Annotated in this window: 20 protein-coding genes and 1 pseudogene; 9 read left to right on the top strand and 12 right to left on the bottom strand. The window is 71.2% G+C overall.

Translation table 11 applies throughout. The features are described 5' to 3' along the window. Nucleotides 1-252 precede the first annotated feature (252 nt). Nucleotides 253-1,113, top strand: a complete 861-nt coding sequence (locus tag ACFYZ3_RS37485; protein ID WP_388527620.1) for a glycoside hydrolase family 75 protein — start codon at nucleotides 253-255, stop codon at nucleotides 1,111-1,113. Between the two features lie 59 nt (nucleotides 1,114-1,172). Here the strand turns inward: ACFYZ3_RS37485 and ACFYZ3_RS37480 are convergent, their stop codons facing one another. Genes ACFYZ3_RS37480 through dhaK form a run of 3 tightly spaced genes read right to left on the bottom strand, consistent with a single transcriptional unit; the run spans nucleotide 1,173 to nucleotide 3,217 of the window. Continuing rightward, nucleotides 1,173-1,583, bottom strand: coding sequence for a PTS-dependent dihydroxyacetone kinase phosphotransferase subunit DhaM (locus ACFYZ3_RS37480; protein ID WP_388527617.1), 411 nt, complete (start codon nucleotides 1,581-1,583; stop codon nucleotides 1,173-1,175). Continuing rightward, nucleotides 1,576-2,175 carry a dihydroxyacetone kinase subunit DhaL gene (dhaL, locus tag ACFYZ3_RS37475; protein WP_388527614.1) on the bottom strand — a complete coding sequence of 200 codons (600 nt, stop codon included), beginning with the start codon at nucleotides 2,173-2,175 and terminating at the stop codon, nucleotides 1,576-1,578. The genes ACFYZ3_RS37480 and dhaL overlap by 8 nt, the downstream gene beginning before the upstream one ends. A gap of 49 nt (nucleotides 2,176-2,224) precedes the next feature. Beyond that, nucleotides 2,225-3,217, bottom strand: a complete 993-nt coding sequence (gene dhaK, locus ACFYZ3_RS37470) for a dihydroxyacetone kinase subunit DhaK (RefSeq protein WP_388527611.1) — start codon at nucleotides 3,215-3,217, stop codon at nucleotides 2,225-2,227. Nucleotides 3,218-3,538: 321 nt separating this feature from the next. On the opposite strand from dhaK, the pseudogene ACFYZ3_RS37465 reads away from it, so the two are divergent. The 3 genes and pseudogenes from ACFYZ3_RS37465 to ACFYZ3_RS37455 all read left to right on the top strand — a co-directional run. Next, nucleotides 3,539-3,667: pseudogene (locus tag ACFYZ3_RS37465) on the top strand (sodium:proton antiporter); the annotation flags it as partial. A 106-nt stretch (nucleotides 3,668-3,773) separates the two neighbouring features. After that, on the top strand, nucleotides 3,774-4,676 hold the full coding sequence (locus ACFYZ3_RS37460; RefSeq protein ID WP_388527609.1) for a ribosome-inactivating protein: 903 nt from the start codon (nucleotides 3,774-3,776) through the stop codon (nucleotides 4,674-4,676). A 412-nt stretch (nucleotides 4,677-5,088) separates the two neighbouring features. Beyond that, nucleotides 5,089-7,887, top strand: a complete 2,799-nt coding sequence (locus tag ACFYZ3_RS37455; protein WP_388527606.1) for an AAA family ATPase — start codon at nucleotides 5,089-5,091, stop codon at nucleotides 7,885-7,887. A 269-nt stretch (nucleotides 7,888-8,156) separates the two neighbouring features. On the opposite strand, the gene ACFYZ3_RS37450 is transcribed toward ACFYZ3_RS37455, so the two are convergent. Continuing rightward, the gene (locus ACFYZ3_RS37450; RefSeq protein ID WP_388527603.1) at nucleotides 8,157-9,113 is read right to left on the bottom strand and encodes an alpha/beta fold hydrolase; all 957 of its coding nucleotides are present in this window, start codon (nucleotides 9,111-9,113) and stop codon (nucleotides 8,157-8,159) included. Between the two features lie 238 nt (nucleotides 9,114-9,351). On the opposite strand from ACFYZ3_RS37450, the gene ACFYZ3_RS37445 reads away from it, so the two are divergent. After that, complete coding sequence (locus tag ACFYZ3_RS37445; RefSeq protein ID WP_388527600.1) at nucleotides 9,352-9,696, top strand: hypothetical protein; 345 nt, start codon at nucleotides 9,352-9,354, stop codon at nucleotides 9,694-9,696. A gap of 27 nt (nucleotides 9,697-9,723) precedes the next feature. On the opposite strand, the gene ACFYZ3_RS37440 is transcribed toward ACFYZ3_RS37445, so the two are convergent. From ACFYZ3_RS37440 to ACFYZ3_RS37430, 3 genes are all read right to left on the bottom strand, one after another. Then, the gene (locus ACFYZ3_RS37440) at nucleotides 9,724-10,209 is read right to left on the bottom strand and encodes a MarR family winged helix-turn-helix transcriptional regulator (RefSeq protein WP_388527597.1); all 486 of its coding nucleotides are present in this window, start codon (nucleotides 10,207-10,209) and stop codon (nucleotides 9,724-9,726) included. A gap of 397 nt (nucleotides 10,210-10,606) precedes the next feature. After that, on the bottom strand, nucleotides 10,607-11,110 hold the full coding sequence (locus tag ACFYZ3_RS37435; protein WP_388527595.1) for a hypothetical protein: 504 nt from the start codon (nucleotides 11,108-11,110) through the stop codon (nucleotides 10,607-10,609). A gap of 185 nt (nucleotides 11,111-11,295) precedes the next feature. Continuing rightward, on the bottom strand, nucleotides 11,296-12,204 hold the full coding sequence (locus tag ACFYZ3_RS37430) for an RNA polymerase subunit sigma (protein ID WP_388527592.1): 909 nt from the start codon (nucleotides 12,202-12,204) through the stop codon (nucleotides 11,296-11,298). A gap of 233 nt (nucleotides 12,205-12,437) precedes the next feature. Here ACFYZ3_RS37430 and ACFYZ3_RS37425 point away from each other — a divergent pair, with 233 nt between their 5' ends. After that, nucleotides 12,438-13,220, top strand: a complete 783-nt coding sequence (locus ACFYZ3_RS37425) for an alpha/beta fold hydrolase (RefSeq protein ID WP_388527589.1) — start codon at nucleotides 12,438-12,440, stop codon at nucleotides 13,218-13,220. 96 nt (nucleotides 13,221-13,316) lie between these two features. Then, on the top strand, nucleotides 13,317-14,672 hold the full coding sequence (locus ACFYZ3_RS37420) for an NAD(P)/FAD-dependent oxidoreductase (protein ID WP_388527586.1): 1,356 nt from the start codon (nucleotides 13,317-13,319) through the stop codon (nucleotides 14,670-14,672). Between the two features lie 43 nt (nucleotides 14,673-14,715). Here the strand turns inward: ACFYZ3_RS37420 and ACFYZ3_RS37415 are convergent, their stop codons facing one another. Together ACFYZ3_RS37415 and ACFYZ3_RS37410 are read right to left on the bottom strand one after the other, a co-directional pair. After that, nucleotides 14,716-15,270, bottom strand: coding sequence for a hypothetical protein (locus ACFYZ3_RS37415; RefSeq protein WP_388527584.1), 555 nt, complete (start codon nucleotides 15,268-15,270; stop codon nucleotides 14,716-14,718). 209 nt (nucleotides 15,271-15,479) lie between these two features. Continuing rightward, the gene (locus ACFYZ3_RS37410; RefSeq protein ID WP_388527582.1) at nucleotides 15,480-15,716 is read right to left on the bottom strand and encodes a hypothetical protein; all 237 of its coding nucleotides are present in this window, start codon (nucleotides 15,714-15,716) and stop codon (nucleotides 15,480-15,482) included. 477 nt (nucleotides 15,717-16,193) lie between these two features. Between ACFYZ3_RS37410 and ACFYZ3_RS37405 the strand changes: the two genes are divergently transcribed. After that, the gene (locus ACFYZ3_RS37405; protein ID WP_388527580.1) at nucleotides 16,194-17,072 is read left to right on the top strand and encodes an RNA polymerase subunit sigma; all 879 of its coding nucleotides are present in this window, start codon (nucleotides 16,194-16,196) and stop codon (nucleotides 17,070-17,072) included. 42 nt (nucleotides 17,073-17,114) lie between these two features. On the opposite strand, the gene ACFYZ3_RS37400 is transcribed toward ACFYZ3_RS37405, so the two are convergent. Next, a complete protein-coding gene (locus ACFYZ3_RS37400; RefSeq protein WP_388527578.1) occupies nucleotides 17,115-18,041 on the bottom strand; it encodes an RNA polymerase sigma-70 factor in 927 nt (308 codons plus the stop codon). Nucleotides 18,042-18,423: 382 nt separating this feature from the next. On the opposite strand from ACFYZ3_RS37400, the gene ACFYZ3_RS37395 reads away from it, so the two are divergent. Next, entirely contained in the window at nucleotides 18,424-18,690 is a 267-nt protein-coding gene (locus tag ACFYZ3_RS37395) for a WhiB family transcriptional regulator (RefSeq protein ID WP_003972036.1), read from the top strand. Between the two features lie 149 nt (nucleotides 18,691-18,839). Here the strand turns inward: ACFYZ3_RS37395 and ACFYZ3_RS37390 are convergent, their stop codons facing one another. Together ACFYZ3_RS37390 and ACFYZ3_RS37385 are read right to left on the bottom strand one after the other, a co-directional pair. Continuing rightward, on the bottom strand, nucleotides 18,840-19,436 hold the full coding sequence (locus ACFYZ3_RS37390; RefSeq protein WP_388527574.1) for a YceI family protein: 597 nt from the start codon (nucleotides 19,434-19,436) through the stop codon (nucleotides 18,840-18,842). A 108-nt stretch (nucleotides 19,437-19,544) separates the two neighbouring features. Beyond that, complete coding sequence (locus ACFYZ3_RS37385) at nucleotides 19,545-20,291, bottom strand: SDR family oxidoreductase (RefSeq protein ID WP_388527571.1); 747 nt, start codon at nucleotides 20,289-20,291, stop codon at nucleotides 19,545-19,547. Nucleotides 20,292-20,400 lie beyond the last annotated feature (109 nt).

Here is a 20,400-nt window from a genome sequence, read left to right as displayed (position 1 = left end):
CCTAGGTTGTTTGTTTCTTTTTGTTGTGGGGGGGGGGGGGGGGGCGCCCCCCCCCCCCGGGCGGGGGGGGGGGGGGGGGGGGGGGCCCCCCGCCCCCCCCCCCCCCCCCCCGCCCCCGGTCCCGCACCCCCCCCCACGCACCGGGCGCACGGCGGGCGTGCACCGTCTGGCCCTGCAAAAGGTGGTCGCGCGAGCGTTTCGGGGACAGATGAGGCCGAGTGTCCGTCCATGCCCCCGAGGAGAGGCCACATCGTGCGTGTCCAGTCGCTGACACTGGTCGCGGCCAGCGCCGCCCTGCTCGCCCCCACGACGTTCCCCGACGCTCCGCCCCCGCCGCTTCCCGAACCGCCGGCGCAGCTCCTGCTGCCCGGTGCCCCGGACCGGGCGGGGCCCCTGCGCGCGGACCGGTCCGGGGTCAGGATCGGCCCCGTGCCGCACGTCCCGGCCCGGCAGCCCGCGCCACCCGCGCGGCTGCGGACGGACTCCGGCCCGGAGGCCGGGGACGGTTCGCGGCGGAGCGGGAGCGGGGGCCCCGTCCGCGCCGCCGACCTGCTGGCCAGGGTGCGGGAGTGCGACCCCGTCTCGCGCGGGCGCTACCGCAGCGACGCCGGAGCACCGGCGGACATCCCGGTCTGCGGCACCCGGGAGGCCGTGTACTGGAAGGCCGACCTGGATGTCGACTGCGACGGCCGACCCGGCGACCGGTGCAACAGCGGCACCGACCCGCACTTCAGCCCCGCCACCGCGTACACCGGGTCCGACGGCCGCCCGCTGGACGCCGAACGCCTGCCCTACGTCGTCGTGCCCGGACCCAGCGACACCTGGGACCACCGCGAGGACGACGTCCGCGGCGGATCGCTCGCGGCCCTCGTGCACGGGGGCCGGGTGCGGTACGCGGTCGTCGGCGACGTCGGCCCCAGCGACCTCATCGGCGAGGCCTCCTACGCCGCCGCACGCTCCCTCGGCATCCCGGCGGATCCCGAGGGCGGCGGTGTGGCCTCCGACGTGACGTACATCGTGTTCAAGGGCAGCGAGGTCGAGCCCATCGAGGACACGGCCGCGGCCGAGAAGACGGGGGAGCGGCTGGCACGGCAGTTCGTGGACGGGGGCTGAGCGGACGGCCGGGGCCTTCCGCCCAGCCCTTCACGGGCCTTGAGAGCGTTCCGGTGCCCTCAGACCTTCCGGTAGGAGTACGCCTCCGCGGCCGCCGCCTCCACGGCCGCGAGGTCGGCGCCCGTCGAGGCCGTGACGACCGCCGCCACCGCGCCCTCGACGAAGGGCGCGTCCACCAGACGGGTGTTCCCGGGCAGTTCGTCCCCCTCGGCGAGCAGCGCCTTGACGGTGAGCACCGCACTGCCCAGGTCGGTGAGGACGGCGACCCCCGCGCCCCGGTCCACCGACACGGCGGCGGCCGCGACCAGTTCCGAACTGGTGCCGAACTCGCCGGACGCGGTACCGCCCGCCGGCGCGACGGCCACCGGCCCGGCACCGCCCGACAGGGCCTTCGCCAGCTCCGCCACCGACGCGGCGACCTCGGCGCTGTGCGACACCAGCACGATCCCCACCAGCTTCTCGTCACTCACCGGCCGTCTCCTCCAGCGCCACGAAGAGCAGTGCGGACGAGGTCGCCCCCGGGTCCTGGTGCCCGATGCTGCGCTCGCCCAGATAGCTCGCCCTGCCCTTGCGGGCCTGCAACGGCGTGGTCGCCTCGGCCCCCTCAACGGCCGCCGTGCGGGCCGCCGCGAACGAGTCGCCCAGGGCGTCCACGGCGGGCACCAGGGCGTCGACCATCGTCTTGTCGCCCGGGGCCGCACCGCCGAGCGTCCGGACCGCGTCCACGCCCGCCCGCAGCGCCTCGGCCAGCTGACCCGCGCTCACCTCGGGAGAGTCCCCGAGCGCCTTGCCGGTACGGCGCAGCAGCGTCCCGTACAGCGGCCCCGAGGCGCCGCCGACCGTGGAGATGAGCTGCCGCCCGGCGAGGATCAGGACGGCGCCGGGCGTATCCGGAGCTTCCTTCTCCAGCGTGGCGGCCACGGCCGTGAACCCGCGCTGGAGATTGCTGCCGTGGTCGGCGTCGCCGATGGGTGAGTCGAGGGCGGTGAGCCGGTCCGCCTCGCGGTCGACCAGCGCGGTGGCCGCCGTCATCCAACGGCGGAAGAAGTCGGCGTCGAGCACAGGATCTCCTTGCCTGGTAGGTACCTCGCGATTCTTCCCCCGTCGGCCCTCACATGCCCCACCGCAGACCCGGGGTACTGACCGGCGCGTCCCACAGCCCGAGGAGCTCCTCGTCGATCTCGCACAGGGTGACCGAGGCGCCGGCCATGTCGAGGGAGGTGACGTAGTTGCCGACGAGGGTGCGGGCGACGGCCACGCCGCGCTCGCCGAGTACCCGCTGCACCTCGGCGTTGAAGCCGTACAGCTCGAGGAGCGGCGTCGCGCCCATGCCGTTGACCAGGACCAGGACGGGGCTGCTCGGGGCGAGGTCGGTCAGGACCGCGTCCACGGCGGCCTCGGCGATCTCGCCGGAGGTCATCATCGGCCGCCGCTCCCGGCCGGGCTCACCGTGGATGCCGATGCCCAGCTCCAGCTCACCGGACGGAAGGTCGAAGGTGGGGCTGCCCTTGGCCGGCGTCGTGACGGCACTGAGCGCCACCCCGAAACTGCGCGAGCTCTCATTGACCCGGCGGGCGATCGCCTCCACCTGCTCCAGCGGCCGCCCCTCCCGCGCCGCCGCCCCGGCGATCTTCTCGACGAACAGGGTCGCCCCCGTGCCGCGCCGGCCGGCCGTGTAGAGGCTGTCCGTCACCGCCACATCGTCGTTGACCAGCACCTTCGCGACCTGGATGCCCTCGTCCTCGGCCAGTTCGGCGGCCATGTCGAAGTTGAGCACGTCACCGGTGTAGTTCTTGACGACGAAGAGCACCCCGGCCCCGCTGTCCACGGCCGCCGCGGCCCGCACCATCTGGTCCGGCACCGGCGAGGTGAACACCTCACCCGGACAGGCGGCCGTCAGCATCCCGGGGCCCACGAACCCGCCGTGCAGCGGCTCGTGCCCGGAACCGCCGCCCGACACCAGCGCGACCTGTCCGGCCACGGGGGCGTCCCGCCGCACGATCACCCGGTTCTCGACGTCCACGGTCAACTCGGGATGGGCGGCGGCCATACCGCGCAGCGCGTCCGCGACGACGGTCTCGGGGACGTTGATGAGCATCCTCAAGGGTATCTCCCTGTGTTTTTGCTGGTCAGAGTTGGGACGTTCAGTTTGTGATCTCGGGGGTCCGTGACGGTCGCCGGCGGGTTCCGGCGGTACTGATGCCGACTCAACGCCGACTTCGGTGACGTACCGTCAGGTCGCTGCGCCAAGTCGAGTACAGACCGACAGGAGTCCTACAGGGGCAGTATCGACCTTGCGACCGCGAAGGTCACGCGAGGCGACGTCCGCAGAGGCCAGGGAATACCGGTCTGGCAGATAAGGCCGAGGCAAAGGACACGTCGTAACGCCGGGCCATGCCCCGAGGAGCTGTCGCTCGCCTTCGACGAAACGAACAAGTTCGCCGCGTTGCTGGTCCTCGGTGCCCTGCTGACGCCCCAGCTCTTCGCCGATCTGTCATGGACCGGCTACGTGGCTGTGCTCCTGGCGATCGTGCTGGTGCGCCCGGCGTCGATGCGAGCCTGCCAGTCACATCGGGAGGGCCTGTGCGGTCTCTACCGATGAGCAACAAGTCTTCGGCACTCCGGCGTTGCCGATCAGACAGGTCCGAGAGGAAGCACAAGTGCTGTCAATCAATCGTGAGCGCAGCTTCGCGCTGCGTTTAGCAGTCGCCACGCTCGCAGCTCTCATGATCCTATTGGGGTTGAACGTCCCCAGAGCTGCAGCCGATACGCCCAATCGGCAGACAACGTACATTGATTTCCACATCGACCCGGAAATCGACAATGTCCCTCACTACAGGTCTGTCGTACAGCAACTTCGTAGGGGCTCCGGCCACCTCATCCACGGCAATAACATCTACGAGACCATGGGGCAGGGCCAGAATGCCGGGCTCGTGGCTCTCAACCTCTACAACGCCGACTGGGTTCACCAGACGACCTTGTACTTCAACGCATCGAATCTCTACCTTGTGGGCTTCAAATCCCAGGCCGGGCAGGCGTATCTCTTCTCGGATGCATCTACGAATGCCAGAGAGGAAGTCGCACGAGAGGTTCGGGGAGCCCCTGTGGCGACCCTGCCTTTCGAGGGGTCGTACACCAGCCTCGTGAACACCCTGCCCGGAGCGGAGACGGAACCGACCACGATCGGCATCTACGCCATCCAGACGAACGTGGAAGCTCTGGCCAGGACCCCGAACCCCACGGCGGCAACGGGGGCCTACCGAGGAAACATCGCGCGGGCCATGCTCATCATGATCGGCGCATTCGCGGAGGCGGCACGGTTCCCCATGTTCCGTGATCATTTCGACGCAGCCTTCCGCCGCTTCGCCAACCCGAGCGTTGTCGTGACTCCGACCATGCAGGCATTGCGGACCGCGTGGGGTCAAATGTCCCGCTGGGTCCGGCAGTTGGTCAGCGGACCACCGCCAACCCCAGCCGTCTTCGGCAGTGGCGTCTACTTCTTCGTGCTGGCCAGCTGGGAAGACGTGGACAAATACCTCCGCGCGATCAACGGGCAAAGGTGAGGACGGCGCGGTCGGGGGTCCGGTCGCAGGACCCCCCGGGGCGGTCCCGGCTCAGCGAAACGCGGATCGCCCAAGCCAGAGCGAGAGTGGGAGCGGCTGCTGGTGGGCGGCGACCCTTCCGCGCAAGGTCACACCTCCTTGCCCCGCCCTACGACCGCCTCGCCGGCCCGTTCGATCGCGCATCGGGCCGGGACCTGGGGCCGTCGGTGAGAAAGCGGTGCAGGCGGGAGGCCGCGGTGTAGCTCTTAATCACGGTGACCGAGCCCGTCGACATCCTCTTCGATTCCAGGAATTGAGTCATGTCCGCTCTTCGGTGACACCCCGCCGCCGAGACGGACGGCCCATGCTCACCGCGCACCGCGACGCTCGGCGGATCAGGTCGACGCTCCGATAGAATGCGTGGACGAAGGACATGGCGGAGCGGTACTTCCCGGCGAAGGCGGACATGGTGCCTGACATCGCGCCCTTGCGGGGACGACACGTCGAGTTGGCGGAACTGGAAGCGCTGGTGAGCCGTGCCCGGGGCGGCCGCGCCGGTGCACTGGTCGTCTCCGGTGAGGCCGGTGTCGGCAAGACCGCGCTCTTGGACCGCCTCACGGCACAGGCCGCGGCACACGTCCGCACCGAGCGCGTCGTCGCCTCCCAGTCCGAGATGGAACTTGCCTACGCGGGCCTCCAGCAGCTCTGCAGACACATGATGGGTTCCGTCGCCCGGTTGCCGGTCCCGCAGCAGGAAGCGATCGAGGTGGCGTTCGGCCTGCGCAGCGCGGCCGCGCCGAGCCCGTTCCTGGTGGGGCTGGCCCTGCTGGGGCTGCTGACCGAGGCCGCCGAGGAGCAGGCACTGCTGTGCGTCGTCGACGACGCACAGTGGCTCGACCAGGCGTCCGCGCGTGCCCTCGCCTTCGCGGCCCGGCGGCTGGACGCGGAGGGCATCGCCCTGGTGCTCGCCATGCGGCAGCCCGACCCGGTGTTCGCGGGCCTGCCCCATATGATCGTCGAAGGGCTCGGTCACGAGGACGCGTGTGAACTGCTGCGCCTGGCCGTACCCGGCGGTCTCGACCTGCGGGTACGCGACCAGTTGATCGCGGAGGCCCGTGGCAATCCCCTCGCCCTGCGCGAACTGCCCCGGGCCCTGAGCCCGGCCCAGATCGCCGGCGGTTTCACCCTGACGGGTTCCCTGCCGCTGGAAAGTCGCATCGAGCAGAGCCTGGTCGTCCAGCTCGCCCCGCTGCCCGCACCGGCGCGCCTCCTGCTGCTGCTGGCGGCCGCCGAACCCACCGGCGACCCGGGGCTGCTGTGGCGTGCCAGCGCGGTGCTGGGACTGGGGCCGGAAGCCTTCGACGCGGCCAAGGACGCCGATGCGTTCGTCGTCGGCACCCGTGTCGGCTTCCGTCATCCGCTGGTGCGCTCGGCCGTGTACCGGGCGGCGTCACCGGCAGACCGGCGTCGCGTCCATGCCGCTCTCGCGGACGTCACCAGCGCCGAGCACGACCCGGACCGCCGGGCCTGGCACCGGGCCAGCGCGACCCTGCAACCGGATGAGGAGGTCGCCGCCGATCTGGAGAAGTCCGCCGTGCGTGCGCGAACCCGCGGCGGAGCGGCGGCCGCCGGCGCCTTCCTGGAGCGGGCGGCGGAGCTCACGCCCTCGCCGTTCCGCCGCGGGCAGCGGCTGATCGCGGCCGCCGAGGCCAAGCACGACGCGGGCGCGTCGGACGCGGCCCTGCGCCTGCTCGAGTCCGCCCGCGCCCTTCCCCTCACCGCGCTCCAGGAGGCGCTCGTGGTGCGGCTGCGCGCGCGGGCCGGATACGCGCTGCGGCGCGACCGCGACGGGGCGCGGCACCTGCTCGACGCGGCACGGGGACTCGAAGGGCTCGACCCGGTCCTCGCCCGCGACACCTACATCGAAGCGCTCGCGGCGGCGACCTACGGCGGCAGACTCGGCGACGCCGAGCAGGTGACCGCCGTCGCGCACGCGATCCTCGGCGCCACGCCCGCCGCCGACGAGACCGACCGGGCGCGGGACCTGATCCTGCGCGGGCAGGCGCTGCTCGCCACCGAAGGGCAGACGGCGGCGCTCCCCACCCTGCGACGGGCGCAGCGTGCCTTCCTCGAGCAGGCGCCGGACTCCCTCGAACTGCACTGGATGTGGTTCGCCTCCCGCGCCGCGCAGGACCTCTGGGACCCCGCCGGGCTGCGCGCGCTCGCCGACCGGCAGGTCGAACTCGCCCGTGCCGAAGGCGTCGTCACCGTACTGCCGATCGCCCTGAGCCTGTTGGTGCTCGTGCAGATGATCGACGGCGACCTGGACGGGGCGGAAGCCTCCTGCGACGAGATCGACGCCATCAAGGAGGTCACCGGCAATCCGCTGCCGCCGTACGGGCGGCTCCTCCTCGCCGCGTACCGGGGGCAGGCCGACGAGGCGGAGCGCCTGGCCGGGCGGGTCCGGGCCGACGGGCTCGCCCGCGGCGAGGGACACGCGCTGAGCGCGGCCAACTTCTCCGAGGCGGTCCTCTACAACGGCCTGGGCCGCTTCGCCGAGGCGGTGGCCAGCGGCCGGCGCGAGCTGCCGTACACCCGCGAACTGAACCTCGCGATGCGCACCCTGCTCGAGCTGGTGGAAGCGGCCGCGCACACCGGTGAGCGCGCGCTTGCCGAGCAGGCACTGGAGCAGTTGGCCGGCGTCACCCGGCCGGTGGGCACCAGCTACGCGCTGGCCGTCCTGGCGATGGCCGAGGCGCAGCTGCGTGCAGGGGACGACGCGGAGCGGCTCTTCCTGGACGCGATCAAACGCTTCGAGCACGAGCGGATCTCGATCTGGGTGGGGCGTTGCCGCCTGCTGTACGGCGAGGCACTCAACCGCCAGGGGCGGTCCGCCGAAGCGCGCGAACAGCTCCGCGCCGCGCACCGAGAGCTGTCGGCCCGCGGATTGACCGGATTCGCCCAGCGCGCCGCGGACGAACTGCGCGCGAGCGGCGAGACCCTGCGGGTCCGCGCACGAGGGTCGGCGGCGCGGCTCACCGAACAGGAACTGAACGTGGCGCGCCTGGCCCGCGAGGGGCTGACGAACCGGGAGATCGGCGCCCGTCTGTTCATCAGCGCGCACACCGTCGAGTACCACCTGCGCAAGGTTTTCGTGAAGCTCGGCATCAAGCGGCGCACCGAGCTGAAGCCCGCCCTCGCCGGACTCACCGCGACCGCGTCGAGCGCATGAACTCCCGGGGGCGGGCGCCACACTCCCCCCCCTCGCTTCCGTACGCGGGCGACGGCCGGCGCCCCGCGCAGCCGACCGACGCCCGCCCGCTCACTGCCCGACGCCCGCCCGCTCACTGCCCGGCGGCCGGCGCTGCTACTTGCTGAGCCACAGGTCGGGGCCGAACACCTCGTAGTGGATGGCCCTGGGGCTCAGCCCATGGGCGAGCAGGTCGGTGCGGACGGCCTTCGCCGACGGACGGCGGGTAAGCCGGAGACCGGGCGCCGGAGCTATGGGTTCCGAGGTCCGCGGACGACTCCCTGGGCTTCGAGGAACGCGAGGACGGAGGCGTCGAACCGGGCGGGCTGTTCGAGGTGCGCGAGATGCCCGGCCTCCTCCAGGACCGTCAACTCGGCCTTGAGCAGGCCGTCGTGCAGCAGTGCGGCCCATCGTGGCCCGCAGATGAAGTCGTGACGGCCCGCCAGGACCAGGGCCGGTGGGGTGAGGAGGGGCAGTTCGTCCCGGAGGTCGAAGGGAGATTCCTCCCCGAGGGAGGGTTCCGCGTACATGCGCAGTGTCCGACGAGCGGGCGCGAACTCGGCTTCTCTGCCCCAGTAGTCGTGGAGATAGGCCGGCATCAGTGTGCGCAGGACGGCGGTGGCGCCGTCGTCGTCCAGCAGACCGAGGCGCGTGGTGAGGGTGGCGGCGTAGTCCGCGACCTCCGGATGGTCCTGGACGTGGTCCTTCACGAACTGTTCCATGGCGGTGACCGCCGCCGACCAGAACTCCTCGTCCGCGACCGGTGAGGTGTCGTAGAGAACGAGGGCAGTGACCTGTGCGGGATGGTCGAGGGCGTACCGCTGGGCCACGAAACCGCCGTGGGAGTGACCGAGCAGGGCGAACCGTGGCACATTCAGGTGCTGGACCACGGCGTGCAGGAAGTACGCGTACGTGGCCACGGTGTAGTCGCGCGGATCCGGGAGCCGACCGGAGTCGCCCGTGCCGACCGGTTCGACGTAGACCATGGTCAAGGAGTCCTCGAGACCGGGCATGCGCAGGTACTCCCAGCCGATGCCCGGTCCGCCCGAATGAGCGAGACACACAGGGCCCGAGCCTGCGACGTGGTAGCGCAGTGCGACGCGGGCGGGACCGTGTGGAACGGTGATCGTGTGCGTGCCGGGAGACAGGGGGGCGGAGGGATCTTCGGGTGTGCGCGGGAGAATCCCCGGCCGATGCGTGTGCTTCACGTCGTCCCATGATCCGTGCGGGGTGGAGACCTCGCAAGGAACAACACAACGAGTAATCACACTGTTATGCACTGCGTCTCGGCCGAGTGGTGCCTCCCCGTCCCCTCTCTCGCGAGCGAGAGATACGATGGTGTGACACGATCTGCCGCACGCCCGGGCGCCACCACGGTGGCCTCCCGCGAGGCGGTGGCCGCGGCGTCGTGGGCATGAGGCGGCACACCTATGGCTGGAGCACACCATGGATGCGAAGGACGAGGCCGAGCGCGGCCTGACGGTCATTCAGGACTACCTGTACTGGGACTCCCACCGCCGGGCCGCTCACCACCGCGCGGCGGAGTTCGCCGCACATGTGCCCGGACTCAGCGAAGAACAGAAGACCGACCTGGAGTGGTGGTACGTCGAGGAGCAGATCAGGGTCTCCCGCGCCATCGCCCATCACCTCACCGAGCAGATCACGATGGTGGAGGCGCGGCACACCAGACGCTACGCCCGGCTGCGCCGGATGTCCCGCCTGGCGCTGGCCGTACTCGCGGCGACCGCGATCGTTCTGCTCGTCGCCCTCGTCCTGGTGGCGGCGGGCTGAGCGGCTCGGCCCGCCGCGTCCGCCGGCTCACTCCGACGCCTCGAGGACGAGCAGCAGTTTGCGCAACGCGCCGACGACGACCGCCCGCTCCCGCGCGTCGAGCACGGACAGCAGCTCACGCTCCACGGCCAGGTGCCCCTCCAGCCGGCGGTCGAACTCCTCCCGCCCCTGCGCCGTCAGGCTGACCAGCGAGCGCCGCCGATCGTCGGGCGACGCGGTCCGGACGATCCAGCCGTCACGCTCCAGCCGGTTGAGGCGGCCACTGAGACCGGCCGAGGAGACCACGAGGTGCCGCATCAGTTGCCCCGGCGTCAGGGCGTGCCCGGGAGCCGCCCGGCGCAGGGTCTGCAGCAGGTCGAAGTCCCCGACGTTGGTGATGGTCCTGCCGGGCTGACGGCGCAGCCGCTCCTCGAACAGTTCCTCGGCCAGGCGGGCCGCGCGCAGCAGTCGCGCGAGTACCTCGCTGGAGGAGACGTCCACGGCCGGTCGGTGTTCCTCCCACTGACGCAGCATGGCATCCACACTGTCCCCACGGTCCGGGCACGGTTCGACCGCGAGCCGCGGCGCGGGCTCCTCCGCTGAGGGGGAGAGGTTCGGAGACACGCAGGGGTCGTTCACGACAACCAGTATGGAGCGCCGGAAGTGCCTTCTCGTCCAGCCGGTGAGCCACTCGCACTCACACTGTTATGGAGGACGACGGAGACGGCCGCGACGGTGTCTTCGGAGCGTGTGAAAATGAGGTAGACTCCTCACAGTGTTCACGGCGTTGGGTTGGACACCCCACACACGGCGCCGGGAACGCTCCCCTGCCACTTAGAGCCTGGCGGGGGTACTGTGCCCCGGGCGCCCACCGATCCCCCGCGAGCCGGCGTCCGGGGCCGGTCTCGTTGGCCGGAGGGAACTGCCGGGATCATGCGGCGCGGTAGAGGCCTCGACCGCTGCGCCGGACACGCGAGGTGCCGACGAGCCGGTCGAGCGTGCTGCGGACGGCGTTGATGCTGCCGCTGTCGGTGGCCCGCCCCAAGGCCACCGCGACGTCCCGGGCACGCACGTCGGCGTCGCCGACCTCCGCGAAGTACTCCAGGATCTGTTCGGTCAGCCTGCCGTACGTGCGCTCCGTGCCGGCTCTCGGCCGGGTCGCGGCCCGCGCGGGACCTGGGACGCGGCGCCGGGCAGCGCCGCCGGTGGTCCGGGGAGCGGTCGCGGGCGCGGCCTCGGAGGCCGGGGCCGCAGCGGGGGACGCCATGACGACTTTCAGAGCGCCCAGTGCCCGTTGAACGGTGTCGAGATGAGCGAGGACGGCGGCCAGTTCCCTCTCCAGCGCCCGCCTCTGCAGCTCCAGACGGCTGAGATCGGCCTGGAGGCTCTCAGCCGTCACTTCGATGTCGCGTGTCGAGCGTGATGCCGGAACCATGTTTTCCTTCAAGGAGTGCCGGAACGTCGTCATCGGGTGGGTCCCATGGGCACCGTGATGAAGATGTGGTGGCGATGTGAGGGAAGCCCGCCGGACAATTGTTGCCACTGACACGTGGAAAGCGCAACGGGTGAGCGCACAGTGGGCACCGAGTCCCCGGCCGGTGGCGCCTTCCGGCGGCCTCCTCACATGTGCCGGACCGCTCCGTGTCCGTCGGCGGGCGGGTGGGGGCGATTCCACCCGCGCAGCTTGTCGGGGTTCAGCACGGCCCACACGTGTGTGACGCGCTGGTCGGTGATGTCGAAGCTGATCACGGCGGCGACCCGGTCGTGGTGGCGCACGACGATCGCGGTGCGCCCGTTGGCCGCCTGGAGGTGGAGGACCGTGCGGGGGCGCGGGGCGAGGAGCGTGAGGAGGGTCCGGGCGACGTGCTGGTCGCCGTGCACCGGCCTGGTCAGAGCACGGATCTTGCCTCCGCCGTCGAAGAACGCGATGGCGTGCCGAGACAGCAGGGACACCAGATGCCGCGCGTCGTTGAGCACGCAGGCCTGCCGGACGGCGCGGACGATCCCGTCGTGCTGGTCCGACGGGGTGGGACGGCCGCCGTCGGCACGCAGGCTGCGGCGGGCGCTCTCGGCCAGCTCGGCGCACTCGTGCGGGGTCCGCCCGACGATGTCGGCGACCGTCCGAGGGGGCATGGCGAAGACGTCGTTGAGCACGAAGACCGCCCGTTCGGACGGGGAGAGGGCGTCCAGGGCGTTGAGCAGGACGTCGCTGACCTCCTTCGACAGTGCCCGGTCGGGCTCCGTGCCGATGCCGATGCCGTCGCCCGCCTCGCCCCGGCCCGGCAGTCGGCCCGCGGGTGCGGACAGGCGCGCCAGACAGATGGTGCCCGTGTTCTTGGTCAGCCAGACACGCGGATCGCTGATGCCCGACCGCTCGGCGTCGGTCAGGCCGTACCACCGCCGGTAGGTCTCGGTGACGGCTTCTTCGGCCGTCGTCCCGGCGCCCAGCATCCAGCGAGCGACGTCGATCAGATGCTGTCGCTCGTCCAGCAGCTCCGCGAGCGGTGTCGTGTCACCGGTTCCACCCATGAGGTGTCCTTCCTCTACCGGCACCACAACGCCACCACCGCGGTCGGCTGGCCGTGCCCTCGGCAGAGCAGACCGCACAAGCACGGATCATGTGACAACAGGAGACCGCGACAGAGGCGGAAACGGAGGCGGAAACGGAGGTGGAGGCGTGACGGAGGCGGAGGCGGAGAGGGCGGCGCAGGTGGAGAGGGCGGCGGAGACGAAAGGACGATACAACCGTGTGACACCATGAGATGTCGCCGACCGCACGCGACCTCGTCCCACCGACGAAAGGGTTCACCATGCCCGCGATCCTGATCCACGGCGTTCCCGACACCCACCATGTGTGGGACGGTGTGCGCCGTCGTCTGACCAGATCCGACGTGGAAGCCTGGGACCTGCCCGGCTTCGGCGCCGAGCGCCCCGCCGGCTTCGGCTCCACCAAGGAGGAGTACGTCGACTGGCTCGTGCGGCGACTGGAGCGGGTCGGTGAGCCGGTGGACCTGGTCGGGCACGACTGGGGTTGCATCCTCACCCTCCGCGTCGCCTCCCTGCGCCCCGACCTCGTCCGCACCTGGGCCGGAGGCAACGGGCCGGTCAACGCCGGGTACGTCTGGCACCCGCTGGCCAGGATCTGGCAGGACCGGGTCGAGGGCGACCGGTACATGGCCGAACTGCGCGCCGAGCCCTTCGCCGAGGAAGTGGCGGCCGGCTTCGACGTACCCCTCCACCTGGCCAGGGAGATGGCGAGCCGCGTGGACGAGCCGATGAAGGACGCGGTGCTCAGGCTGTACAGGTCGGCGCTCACCATGGGAGCGGAGTGGGAGCCGGAGCTGTCCTCGGTGTCCGCGCCGTGCGTCGTCTTCTGGGGAGCCCGGGACCCCGCCTGCCAGATCGAGTTCGGACGCCGGCTGGGTGACTCCCTGCACTCCAGCGAGGTGGTCGAGATGGACTGCAACCACTGGCCGGTGCTCCAGCGCCCGGCGGAGGTCGCGGAGATCCTGGAGAAGCACTGGAGCGCGCACGCCGTCGCCTGAGGGCCGGGCGGGGACGCCGGGACCGGTCCCGGCGCTGTCACACGGGGCGGTGCCGGCCGGTCTTGAAGGGTGAAACCAAGAGAAACAGAGGACACCGTGCGTGAGATCCTGATCGTGGGCGGCGGATACGCGGGCTTCTACACCGCGTGGGGCCTGGAGAAGAAGTTGCGGCGGGACGAGGCACGGGTCACCGTCGTCGACCCGCGCCCCTACATGACGTACCAGCCGTTCCTTCCCGAGGTGGTCGCCGGGTCGGTGGAGGCCCGTCATGCCGCGGTCTCGCTCCGACGGCACCTGCACCGCACCCGCCTGATCGCGGGTTCGGTCACCGAGATCCGCGACAGCGCGCACACGGTGACGGTCCGGCCGCAGTCCGGGCCGGAGTTCGACCTGCACTACGACATCCTGGTGATGACCGCGGGAGCCGTCACACGCACCTTCCCGATCCCGGGACTGAGTGACCAGGCGTACGGGCTCAAGCACGTCGAGGAGGCCGTGGCGATCCGCGACCGGCTGCTCACCTCCTTCGACCGCGCGGCGACCCTGCCCCACGGGCCCGAACGCCGTCGGCTGCTCACCGCCACCGTCGTCGGTGGCGGCTTCTCCGGGGTCGAGGGTTTCGGTGAACTGCTGAGCCTGGCCTCCGCGTTGCTCAAGCACTATCCCGAGATCGGGGCGGAGGAACTCGCCTTCCACCTGGTCGAGGCACGGGGGCGCATCCTGCCCGAAGTCACCGACCGGCCGGGGGAGTGGGTGGTGCGCTCGCTGGAGAAGCGTGGCGCGCGGGTGCATCTGAACACCCAGCTCGTCTCCGCGAAGGACGGCCGCGTGGTGCTGTCGGACGGAACGGAGTACGACTCGGAGCTGCTCGTGTGGACCGCGGGCAACGCCGCCAACCCGATCGTGCACAACCACACCGACCTCCCCGTCGACGCACGAGGTCTGCTGATGGTGCGCGCGGATCTCCGCGTCGGGACGGAGAACGAGGTCGTGGCGGACGTGTGGGCGGCCGGTGACGACGCCTCCGTGCCCGATCTCGCCGCCGGCCGGCCGGACGCCCGGACGGTGCCCAACGCCCAGCACGCCGTCCGTCAGGGCAAGCTGCTGGCGAAGAACATCCTGGCGTCACTGCGCGGCCGGCCCGTCAAGGACTACGTGCACCACAGTCTCGGCGTGGTGGCCACCCTCGGGCTGGGCCGTGGCATCTTCCAGTACCGGCGTCTGGTCATCAAGGGGTTCCCGGCGTGGCTGATGCACCGTGGCTACCACGTGCTGGCCGTACCGAGCTGGGAGCGGAAGGCACGGGTGTTCGCCGTCTGGGTGACCGCCGCCTTCTTCGGCCGCGACGTCATCTCCCTCGCCTCGGTCCAGCACCCGAGGGAGGCCTTCGTCTCCAGCGGTGACCCACGGCGAGGCGAGAAGTCCGCGGACGCGGACGCCGTCGCCGGATGACTCCCAACGGGCTCCGTGGACCCCGGGGAGACCGCAGGGCGGCTCAGCGCTTGGCGGCGCGGTACAGACCCCGGCCCACCCGGCGGACGCGGGACTGGCCGACCAGACGGTCGAGCGTGCTCCGGACCGCGTTGATGCTGCCGCTGTCGGTGTCGCGGCCCAGTGCGGACGCCACATCCCTGGCACGGACGTCGGTGTTTCCGGCGTCCGCGAAGTAGGCCAGGATCTGTTCGGTCAGCTTGCCGTACGACTTCGAGCCGTCGGCGTCACCGGCGCCGGAGGCGTCCTCCGCGCGGTTCCCGTCACCGTCAGCGGCACCGTCCTCCGCCTCGTCGGCGGACGGCACGGGTGCGGGTGCCACCGTCGCCGGCGCCTCCGCGACCACGTCCGCCGGACGGGCCGCGGGGGCCGGGGGAACGGACTCCGGCATGAGGGCCTGAAGGGCACCGAGGGCCCGTTGCACGGAGTCGAAGTGAGCGGTGACCGCGGCCAGTTCCCGCTCCAGTGCCTGCTTCTGGATCTCCAGCCGAACCAGGTCCTCCTGGAGGCCCTCGGCGGTGATCTCGATGTTGCGAGCCTTGGGGGTCACGGAGACCATGCGTTCCTCTCGTTCTCACCCCTCGTTCCGGCGGGGCCGCCCGATGCGGGCTCCGTCACTCGGCCCGGCACCGGGGGCAGGATACCCGTACTGGCGGGAAACGGCCCACGTCGGGCGACGAGCGCGGCGGACCGGCGGCGCGACGACCACGGTGTCCGTCGCGACGCGCCACCGGGCCCGCCCGTCCGCTGTGTCAGGCACTGCCCCGCTTAGAGCGGTCGGGCCCGGTGCCGCTCTTTGCGCTCCTCGGGCGTCTCGCCGTCGGTGGGCCCGGTCGCCGGGCGCTGCAGTCGCCGCAGGGTCTCGGAGACCGCGTCGATGCGTGCGTCCACCGAGTCGATCGCCTCTCGGAGCAGGCTCAACCGCCCTTCGAGCAGGGCGGCCTCCGCCGCCAGCGACGCGGTGGCGGCGGCGGGATCGGTCTGCCGGTCAGTGCTTCGGGACATCCCTCGTCCTTCCTCAGCTCGTGCCGTCGGCTCGGGAACCGTCGACATCGCATTGACCGGACAGTGACGAGCGCTGTGACAGCCCGGTGCGAGGCCCGCGCGTCACCGCGGTGTGCAGCCGGACCCGGGGCGGCCGGCGGGTCCGACGACACAGGCTCCCGCGGCTGCGGCGCGCGTCATGTGGGGCATGCCGATTCCTTCCCGGAAGCGGGTGTGCGAGAGGCCGCCACGGGTAGGAGGCCCGCAAAACCTGTCCGTGCGACACCACACGCTGTACTGCCCCGGACGCAACGTCGGGCAGAGTGTGACCGTGTGAAGGCTTGTGGTGTTGTGTGGGTGGGAGGTTTCCGCGCGGCCCCGGGGACATGGATGCGGCCGTTGCGGTGCCGCGGGTAACGTGGCGATGCGCGCGATGCGGGAACCGCATGCGGGAGGCGAGTCGTCACAAGGACGGGTCGTTCAGGATGAGGAGACGGTATGGAGCCAGTGGTTGACACCATGCCGATCGGGGAGCTGCTCGACGAGCGGCGTCACCTGCTGGACGTCGCGCACTGGATGCTGGGCAGCGGCGTCGTCGCCGAGCACGTCACCGATGAGGCGTACCGGGAGTGGTACGCGCTCTCCGAGCGCCAGCGGGACGGCATAGGCGCCCCGCGGGCCTGGCTGACCCGTGTCGTGGGCAGCATCTCCCTGGCACGGCTGGCCCTGTCCGATCGTGACCGGGGCCCCCAGGGTCCCGAGGGAAGCCATGGAGCCTCCGGTCCGGCTCTGGAAGACGATCTCGACGCGCTGTGGGCCGGGGCGTTGGACGCGCTCACACCCGCCGAGCGGGCGGCCCTCGTACTCAACGAGGCACTCGGCGGCGCGGCCGGAGAAGCCGTGGGCACCGCGGGACCGGCACGCCGGGACCGGCCGGGACCGGTGGACACCGAACCGTTCGACAGAGCCCGGCACAGCCTCCGGGCCAGGGCCGCACGTCCCACGCCACCGCGCGTCGAGGACGAACTGGTCGACGCCGTACGGCAGGCGTGCGCCGACGAGGACGCGGACCGTCTGGCCACGCTGCTGGACCCCGACGCCGTCGCGTTCTACGACGGCGGAGGCAAGATCCGCACACTGACACGGCCCGTCGTCGGCGGCCCACGGGTCGCCCGGAGTCTCCTGACCCTGCTGGCCCGGCACCCGCGCACCACTGTGCACACCCGCCCCGTCAACGGGCGCACGGGTCTGGTCGCACGCTACGACGGCCAGGTCGCCGCCGTGATCTGCCTCGACCTGGCCGGCTCGCGCGTCGTACAGGTGTGGGCCGTCCTCAATCCCGACAAGTTGCGCTCCTGGAACCGCCCTCGCGCCTGACCTGCCCCGTCCCACGCCCGGCACAACGCGTCAGCGGCCCGCTCAGACGCAGAGGGCCGCCACGGACCGGTGACGGGTGCGGGACTGCAGGAAAGCGGCGATCTTGGCCGGGTTGAAGACCCACATCACCTGGTGAATGCCGCGGGACGTGGCCGCGACCGTCATGAAGGTGGCGGGCCGGCCGTCCCGGTGGATCAGGATGCCGCCGCGCCCGTTGGCCTCGACCGGTTCGGCCTCGACCGTGGGCCAGAACCGCGGGTGCGCGGTGGACAGGTTCGCCACGCGGGCACGGCCCAGGACGGGCACCCGCGCCGCTCCCCTGATGCCGTTGCCGTCGGACAGACTGACCGCGTTCGGGGTGAGCAATGCCTCCAGTCCGGCGACGTCGCCCTGCCGGGCGGCGGCGACGAACGTCTGGAGCAGCGTCCGGTGCTCGGCCGCGTCGACGCTGTCCCGCTGGTCCTCGGTGAGGTGTTTGCGGGCCCGGCTCACGATCTTGCGGACATTGACGGGGCTGAGACCCAGGATGCGCGCGATGTCGGGGTAGGCGTAGTCGAAGGCCTCCCTCAGGACGTAGGCGGCGCGCTCGGTCGGGGAGAGCTTCTGCAGCACCAGGAGCAGGGCGAGTTCCAGTGCCTCCGCCCGCTCGGCACCGACCTCCGGGTCGTTGCTGGTGTCGACGGGCTCCGGCAGCCACGGACCGATGTACGTCTCTCGGCGGACGCGGGCGGACTGGGCCACGTTGATGGCCAGCCGGGTGGTGGTGCTCGACAGGAACGCCACGGGGCTGATCACGAGGGTGCGGTCGGTGCGCTGCCAGCGCAGCCACACTTCCTGGACGACGTCCTCGGCCTCCACCGCACTGCCCAGCACGCGGTAGGCGATGCCGAAGAGGCGGGGCCGGAGTTCGACGAAGACGGAAACGGCCTCGCTCAGGCCGCCTGCCACGGGGGTCGCCTCTGAATGCATGATCCCGGGTCTCCGTTTCTCTGTTGCCGGTGTGTGCGGAGGCGGTCGGACGACCCTTCGTCGTGACCGCCGGAGCGCTGGCCCGGCGTACTGAGGGATCGGCAGGGCGCGGTGCTCACCTTCGCTCCGTACGACCGGCGGTGCCGACGTTTCGTTACACCTGTGCGCGGACTTCTTTACGGATCTTGCGGACCGGTGCACGGCCCTGCCCGGAGGCGGTCTCGCCGCGCCGGCGCACGGCACGGCGGGATGTCACATTCGCACCGACCGTCCGGTCTTCCAGAGAAAGCGGCGCTGCGCGACCCGAATTATTCCCGCAATACCTTGTTCGACGAGCCACCCCCCCCGAACCGGTATCCGTTTCTCATACAGGAGACAATTCATGGACTGGCGTGTAAGGGGCCTCTGCCTGACCGAGGACCCGGATCTCTTCTTCCCGATCGGCGGTCTCAACAGCGGGCCGGCGGCGATACAGACGGACGAGGCGAAAGCGGTCTGCCGTCATTGCCCCGTCACCCGGCAGTGCCTGGCCTGGGCCGTCGACGTCGGGCCGGTCGAGGGGATCTGGGGAGGCACCACGGAAGGGGAGCGTCGCGCCCTGCGACGGCGCGCTGTGCGCGCGTCGCGCGCGACGGAGAGCGCCGCCTGAGCGGCCTGCCGACGCGCGGGCGTCGGACGCGGCACACCGATGGGGTGGGTTGTCCGGAGACCGATGCGATGTGTCGTCCGGAGACCGGTGCGGGTGAGCGGGGCTGCTCCACAGCCGGGGCCACCACCGCCCACCCGCATCGGTGTCCGTCAGGCCGCCGCCTCCTGCTCCGTCCGGATGGCCGAGATGTCCAGGGTCAGCGTCACCTTGTCGCTGATGAGCACACCTCCCGTGTCGAGCGGTGTGTTCCAGGCCAGCCCCCAGTCCGAACGCCGCAGGGTGGCGGAGCCCGCGAAGCCGACTCGGTGGTTGCCGAAGGCGTCGTCACCGGCCCCGCCGAAGACGACGTCGATGTCCAGGGGCAGTTCGATGTCCTTGATGCGCAGGCTGCCCGTGAGGCGGAACTCGTCGTCGCCGAGCGGGACGATGCCGGTGGAGTGGAAGGTCATCAGGGGAAACGTCGCGGAGTCGAAGAAGTCGGGCCCCGCGAGGTGGGCGTCGCGGTCCGCCGCGCCCGTGTCCATGCTGTCGGTCTGCACACTCACGTACGCCTTGGAACGGGACGGGTCGGAGCCGTCCAGTACGAGCAGGCCCTCGAACCGGTCGAACCGGCCGCGCACATTGGTGATCATGGCGTGCCGGACGGAGAAGCCGATCGTGCTGTGGACCGGGTCGATGGTGTAGGCACCGGTCGCGGCCGGGTGCGCACCGAGGACCGGGGGAGTGGCGTGGTCGCGTTGGATCATGATGGTGGGTCGGCTTTCTGTGACGAGAGGGGCCTGCCGCGCCGCGGTGCGGACGACAGGCCCCCTGTGGTGGGTGCGGACCCCGCTCAGGGACCCGCCCCCGACGACTCAGCGCTGCTGCGCGAGCCAGTCGGCGAACCGGGTCTCGGCGATGTGCGCGTCCGGGCCGGGGAGCAGCGTGGTCTCCTCCAGTTCCGCGCCGAAGTACGGGGCGTGCACATCGGTCACGACCTGGCGCGGGTCCTTCTTGGCGGCCAGCCCCTTGCGGATCAGCTCGTCGAGCTGGAACTCCTCGGGGCCGGCGACCTCCACCACCCCGCCCACCGGGGTGCCGACCGCGGTACGGCCGACGGCGGCGGCCACGTCGTCGGAGAAGATGGGCCGGATCTTGACCGGGGCCAGCCGGACGGTGTCACCGTCGGTCGCCGCCTCGGCGATGCCCTTCATGAACTCGAAGAACTGCGTGGCGTGCACGATCGAGTACGGGATGCCCGAGTCCTTGATCAGACGCTCCTGCGCCTGCTTGGCGCGGAAGTAGCCGCTGTCCTGGAGCCGCTCCGTGCCGACCACGGAGAGCGCCACGTGGTGGGTCACACCGGCGTTCGCCTCCGCCTTGAGGAGGTTGGTGGTGGCGGTGCGGAAGAACTCCATGACGGCGTCGTCCTCGAAGGAGGGCGAGTTGGAGACGTCGATCACGACCGAGGCGCCGGTCAGGACCTCGGCCAGGCCCTCGCCCGTGAGCGTGTTGACACCGGTGTTGGGAGCGGCCGGCACCGCCTCGTGACCGTGCTCGTTGAGCTTGGCGACCAGCTTGGAACCGATCAGTCCGGTACCGCCGATGACTACGATCTTCATGTGAATATCCTTTCGAGATGTGCGTTGTCGCCTGCACCAGACAAGACCGAATGCTCACCCGCTCTGTGACAAGGCGAACCGATTCATCGGTGTTCTGGCGTTTCTGGCG

The sequence above is a fragment of the Streptomyces sp. NPDC001599 genome, assembly GCF_042893535.1.
Lineage (GTDB): Bacteria > Actinomycetota > Actinomycetes > Streptomycetales > Streptomycetaceae > Streptomyces.
The sequence above is the reverse complement of the archived record's forward strand: the minus strand, read 5'-3'. Positions and strand labels throughout refer to the sequence as shown.

Bases quoted from the DNA above. Each gene is read 5' to 3' on its own strand.
- ACFYZ3_RS37455 (WP_388527606.1), top strand. From the start codon at position 5,089: ATGGCGGAGCGGTACTTCCCGGCGAAGGCGGACATGGTGCCTGACATC.
- ACFYZ3_RS37405 (WP_388527580.1), top strand. From the start codon at position 16,194: ATGGAGCCAGTGGTTGACACCATGCCGATCGGGGAGCTGCTCGACGAG.
- ACFYZ3_RS37390 (WP_388527574.1), bottom strand. From the start codon at position 19,436: ATGATCCAACGCGACCACGCCACTCCCCCGGTCCTCGGTGCGCACCCG.
- ACFYZ3_RS37440 (WP_388527597.1), bottom strand. From the start codon at position 10,209: ATGCTGCGTCAGTGGGAGGAACACCGACCGGCCGTGGACGTCTCCTCC.
- ACFYZ3_RS37395 (WP_003972036.1), top strand. From the start codon at position 18,424: ATGGACTGGCGTGTAAGGGGCCTCTGCCTGACCGAGGACCCGGATCTC.
- ACFYZ3_RS37400 (WP_388527578.1), bottom strand. From the start codon at position 18,041: ATGCATTCAGAGGCGACCCCCGTGGCAGGCGGCCTGAGCGAGGCCGTT.
- ACFYZ3_RS37385 (WP_388527571.1), bottom strand. From the start codon at position 20,291: ATGAAGATCGTAGTCATCGGCGGTACCGGACTGATCGGTTCCAAGCTG.
- ACFYZ3_RS37430 (WP_388527592.1), bottom strand. From the start codon at position 12,204: ATGGGTGGAACCGGTGACACGACACCGCTCGCGGAGCTGCTGGACGAG.
- ACFYZ3_RS37410 (WP_388527582.1), bottom strand. From the start codon at position 15,716: ATGTCCCGAAGCACTGACCGGCAGACCGATCCCGCCGCCGCCACCGCG.
- ACFYZ3_RS37415 (WP_388527584.1), bottom strand. From the start codon at position 15,270: ATGGTCTCCGTGACCCCCAAGGCTCGCAACATCGAGATCACCGCCGAG.
- ACFYZ3_RS37445 (WP_388527600.1), top strand. From the start codon at position 9,352: ATGGATGCGAAGGACGAGGCCGAGCGCGGCCTGACGGTCATTCAGGAC.
- ACFYZ3_RS37435 (WP_388527595.1), bottom strand. From the start codon at position 11,110: ATGGTTCCGGCATCACGCTCGACACGCGACATCGAAGTGACGGCTGAG.
- ACFYZ3_RS37425 (WP_388527589.1), top strand. From the start codon at position 12,438: ATGTCGCCGACCGCACGCGACCTCGTCCCACCGACGAAAGGGTTCACC.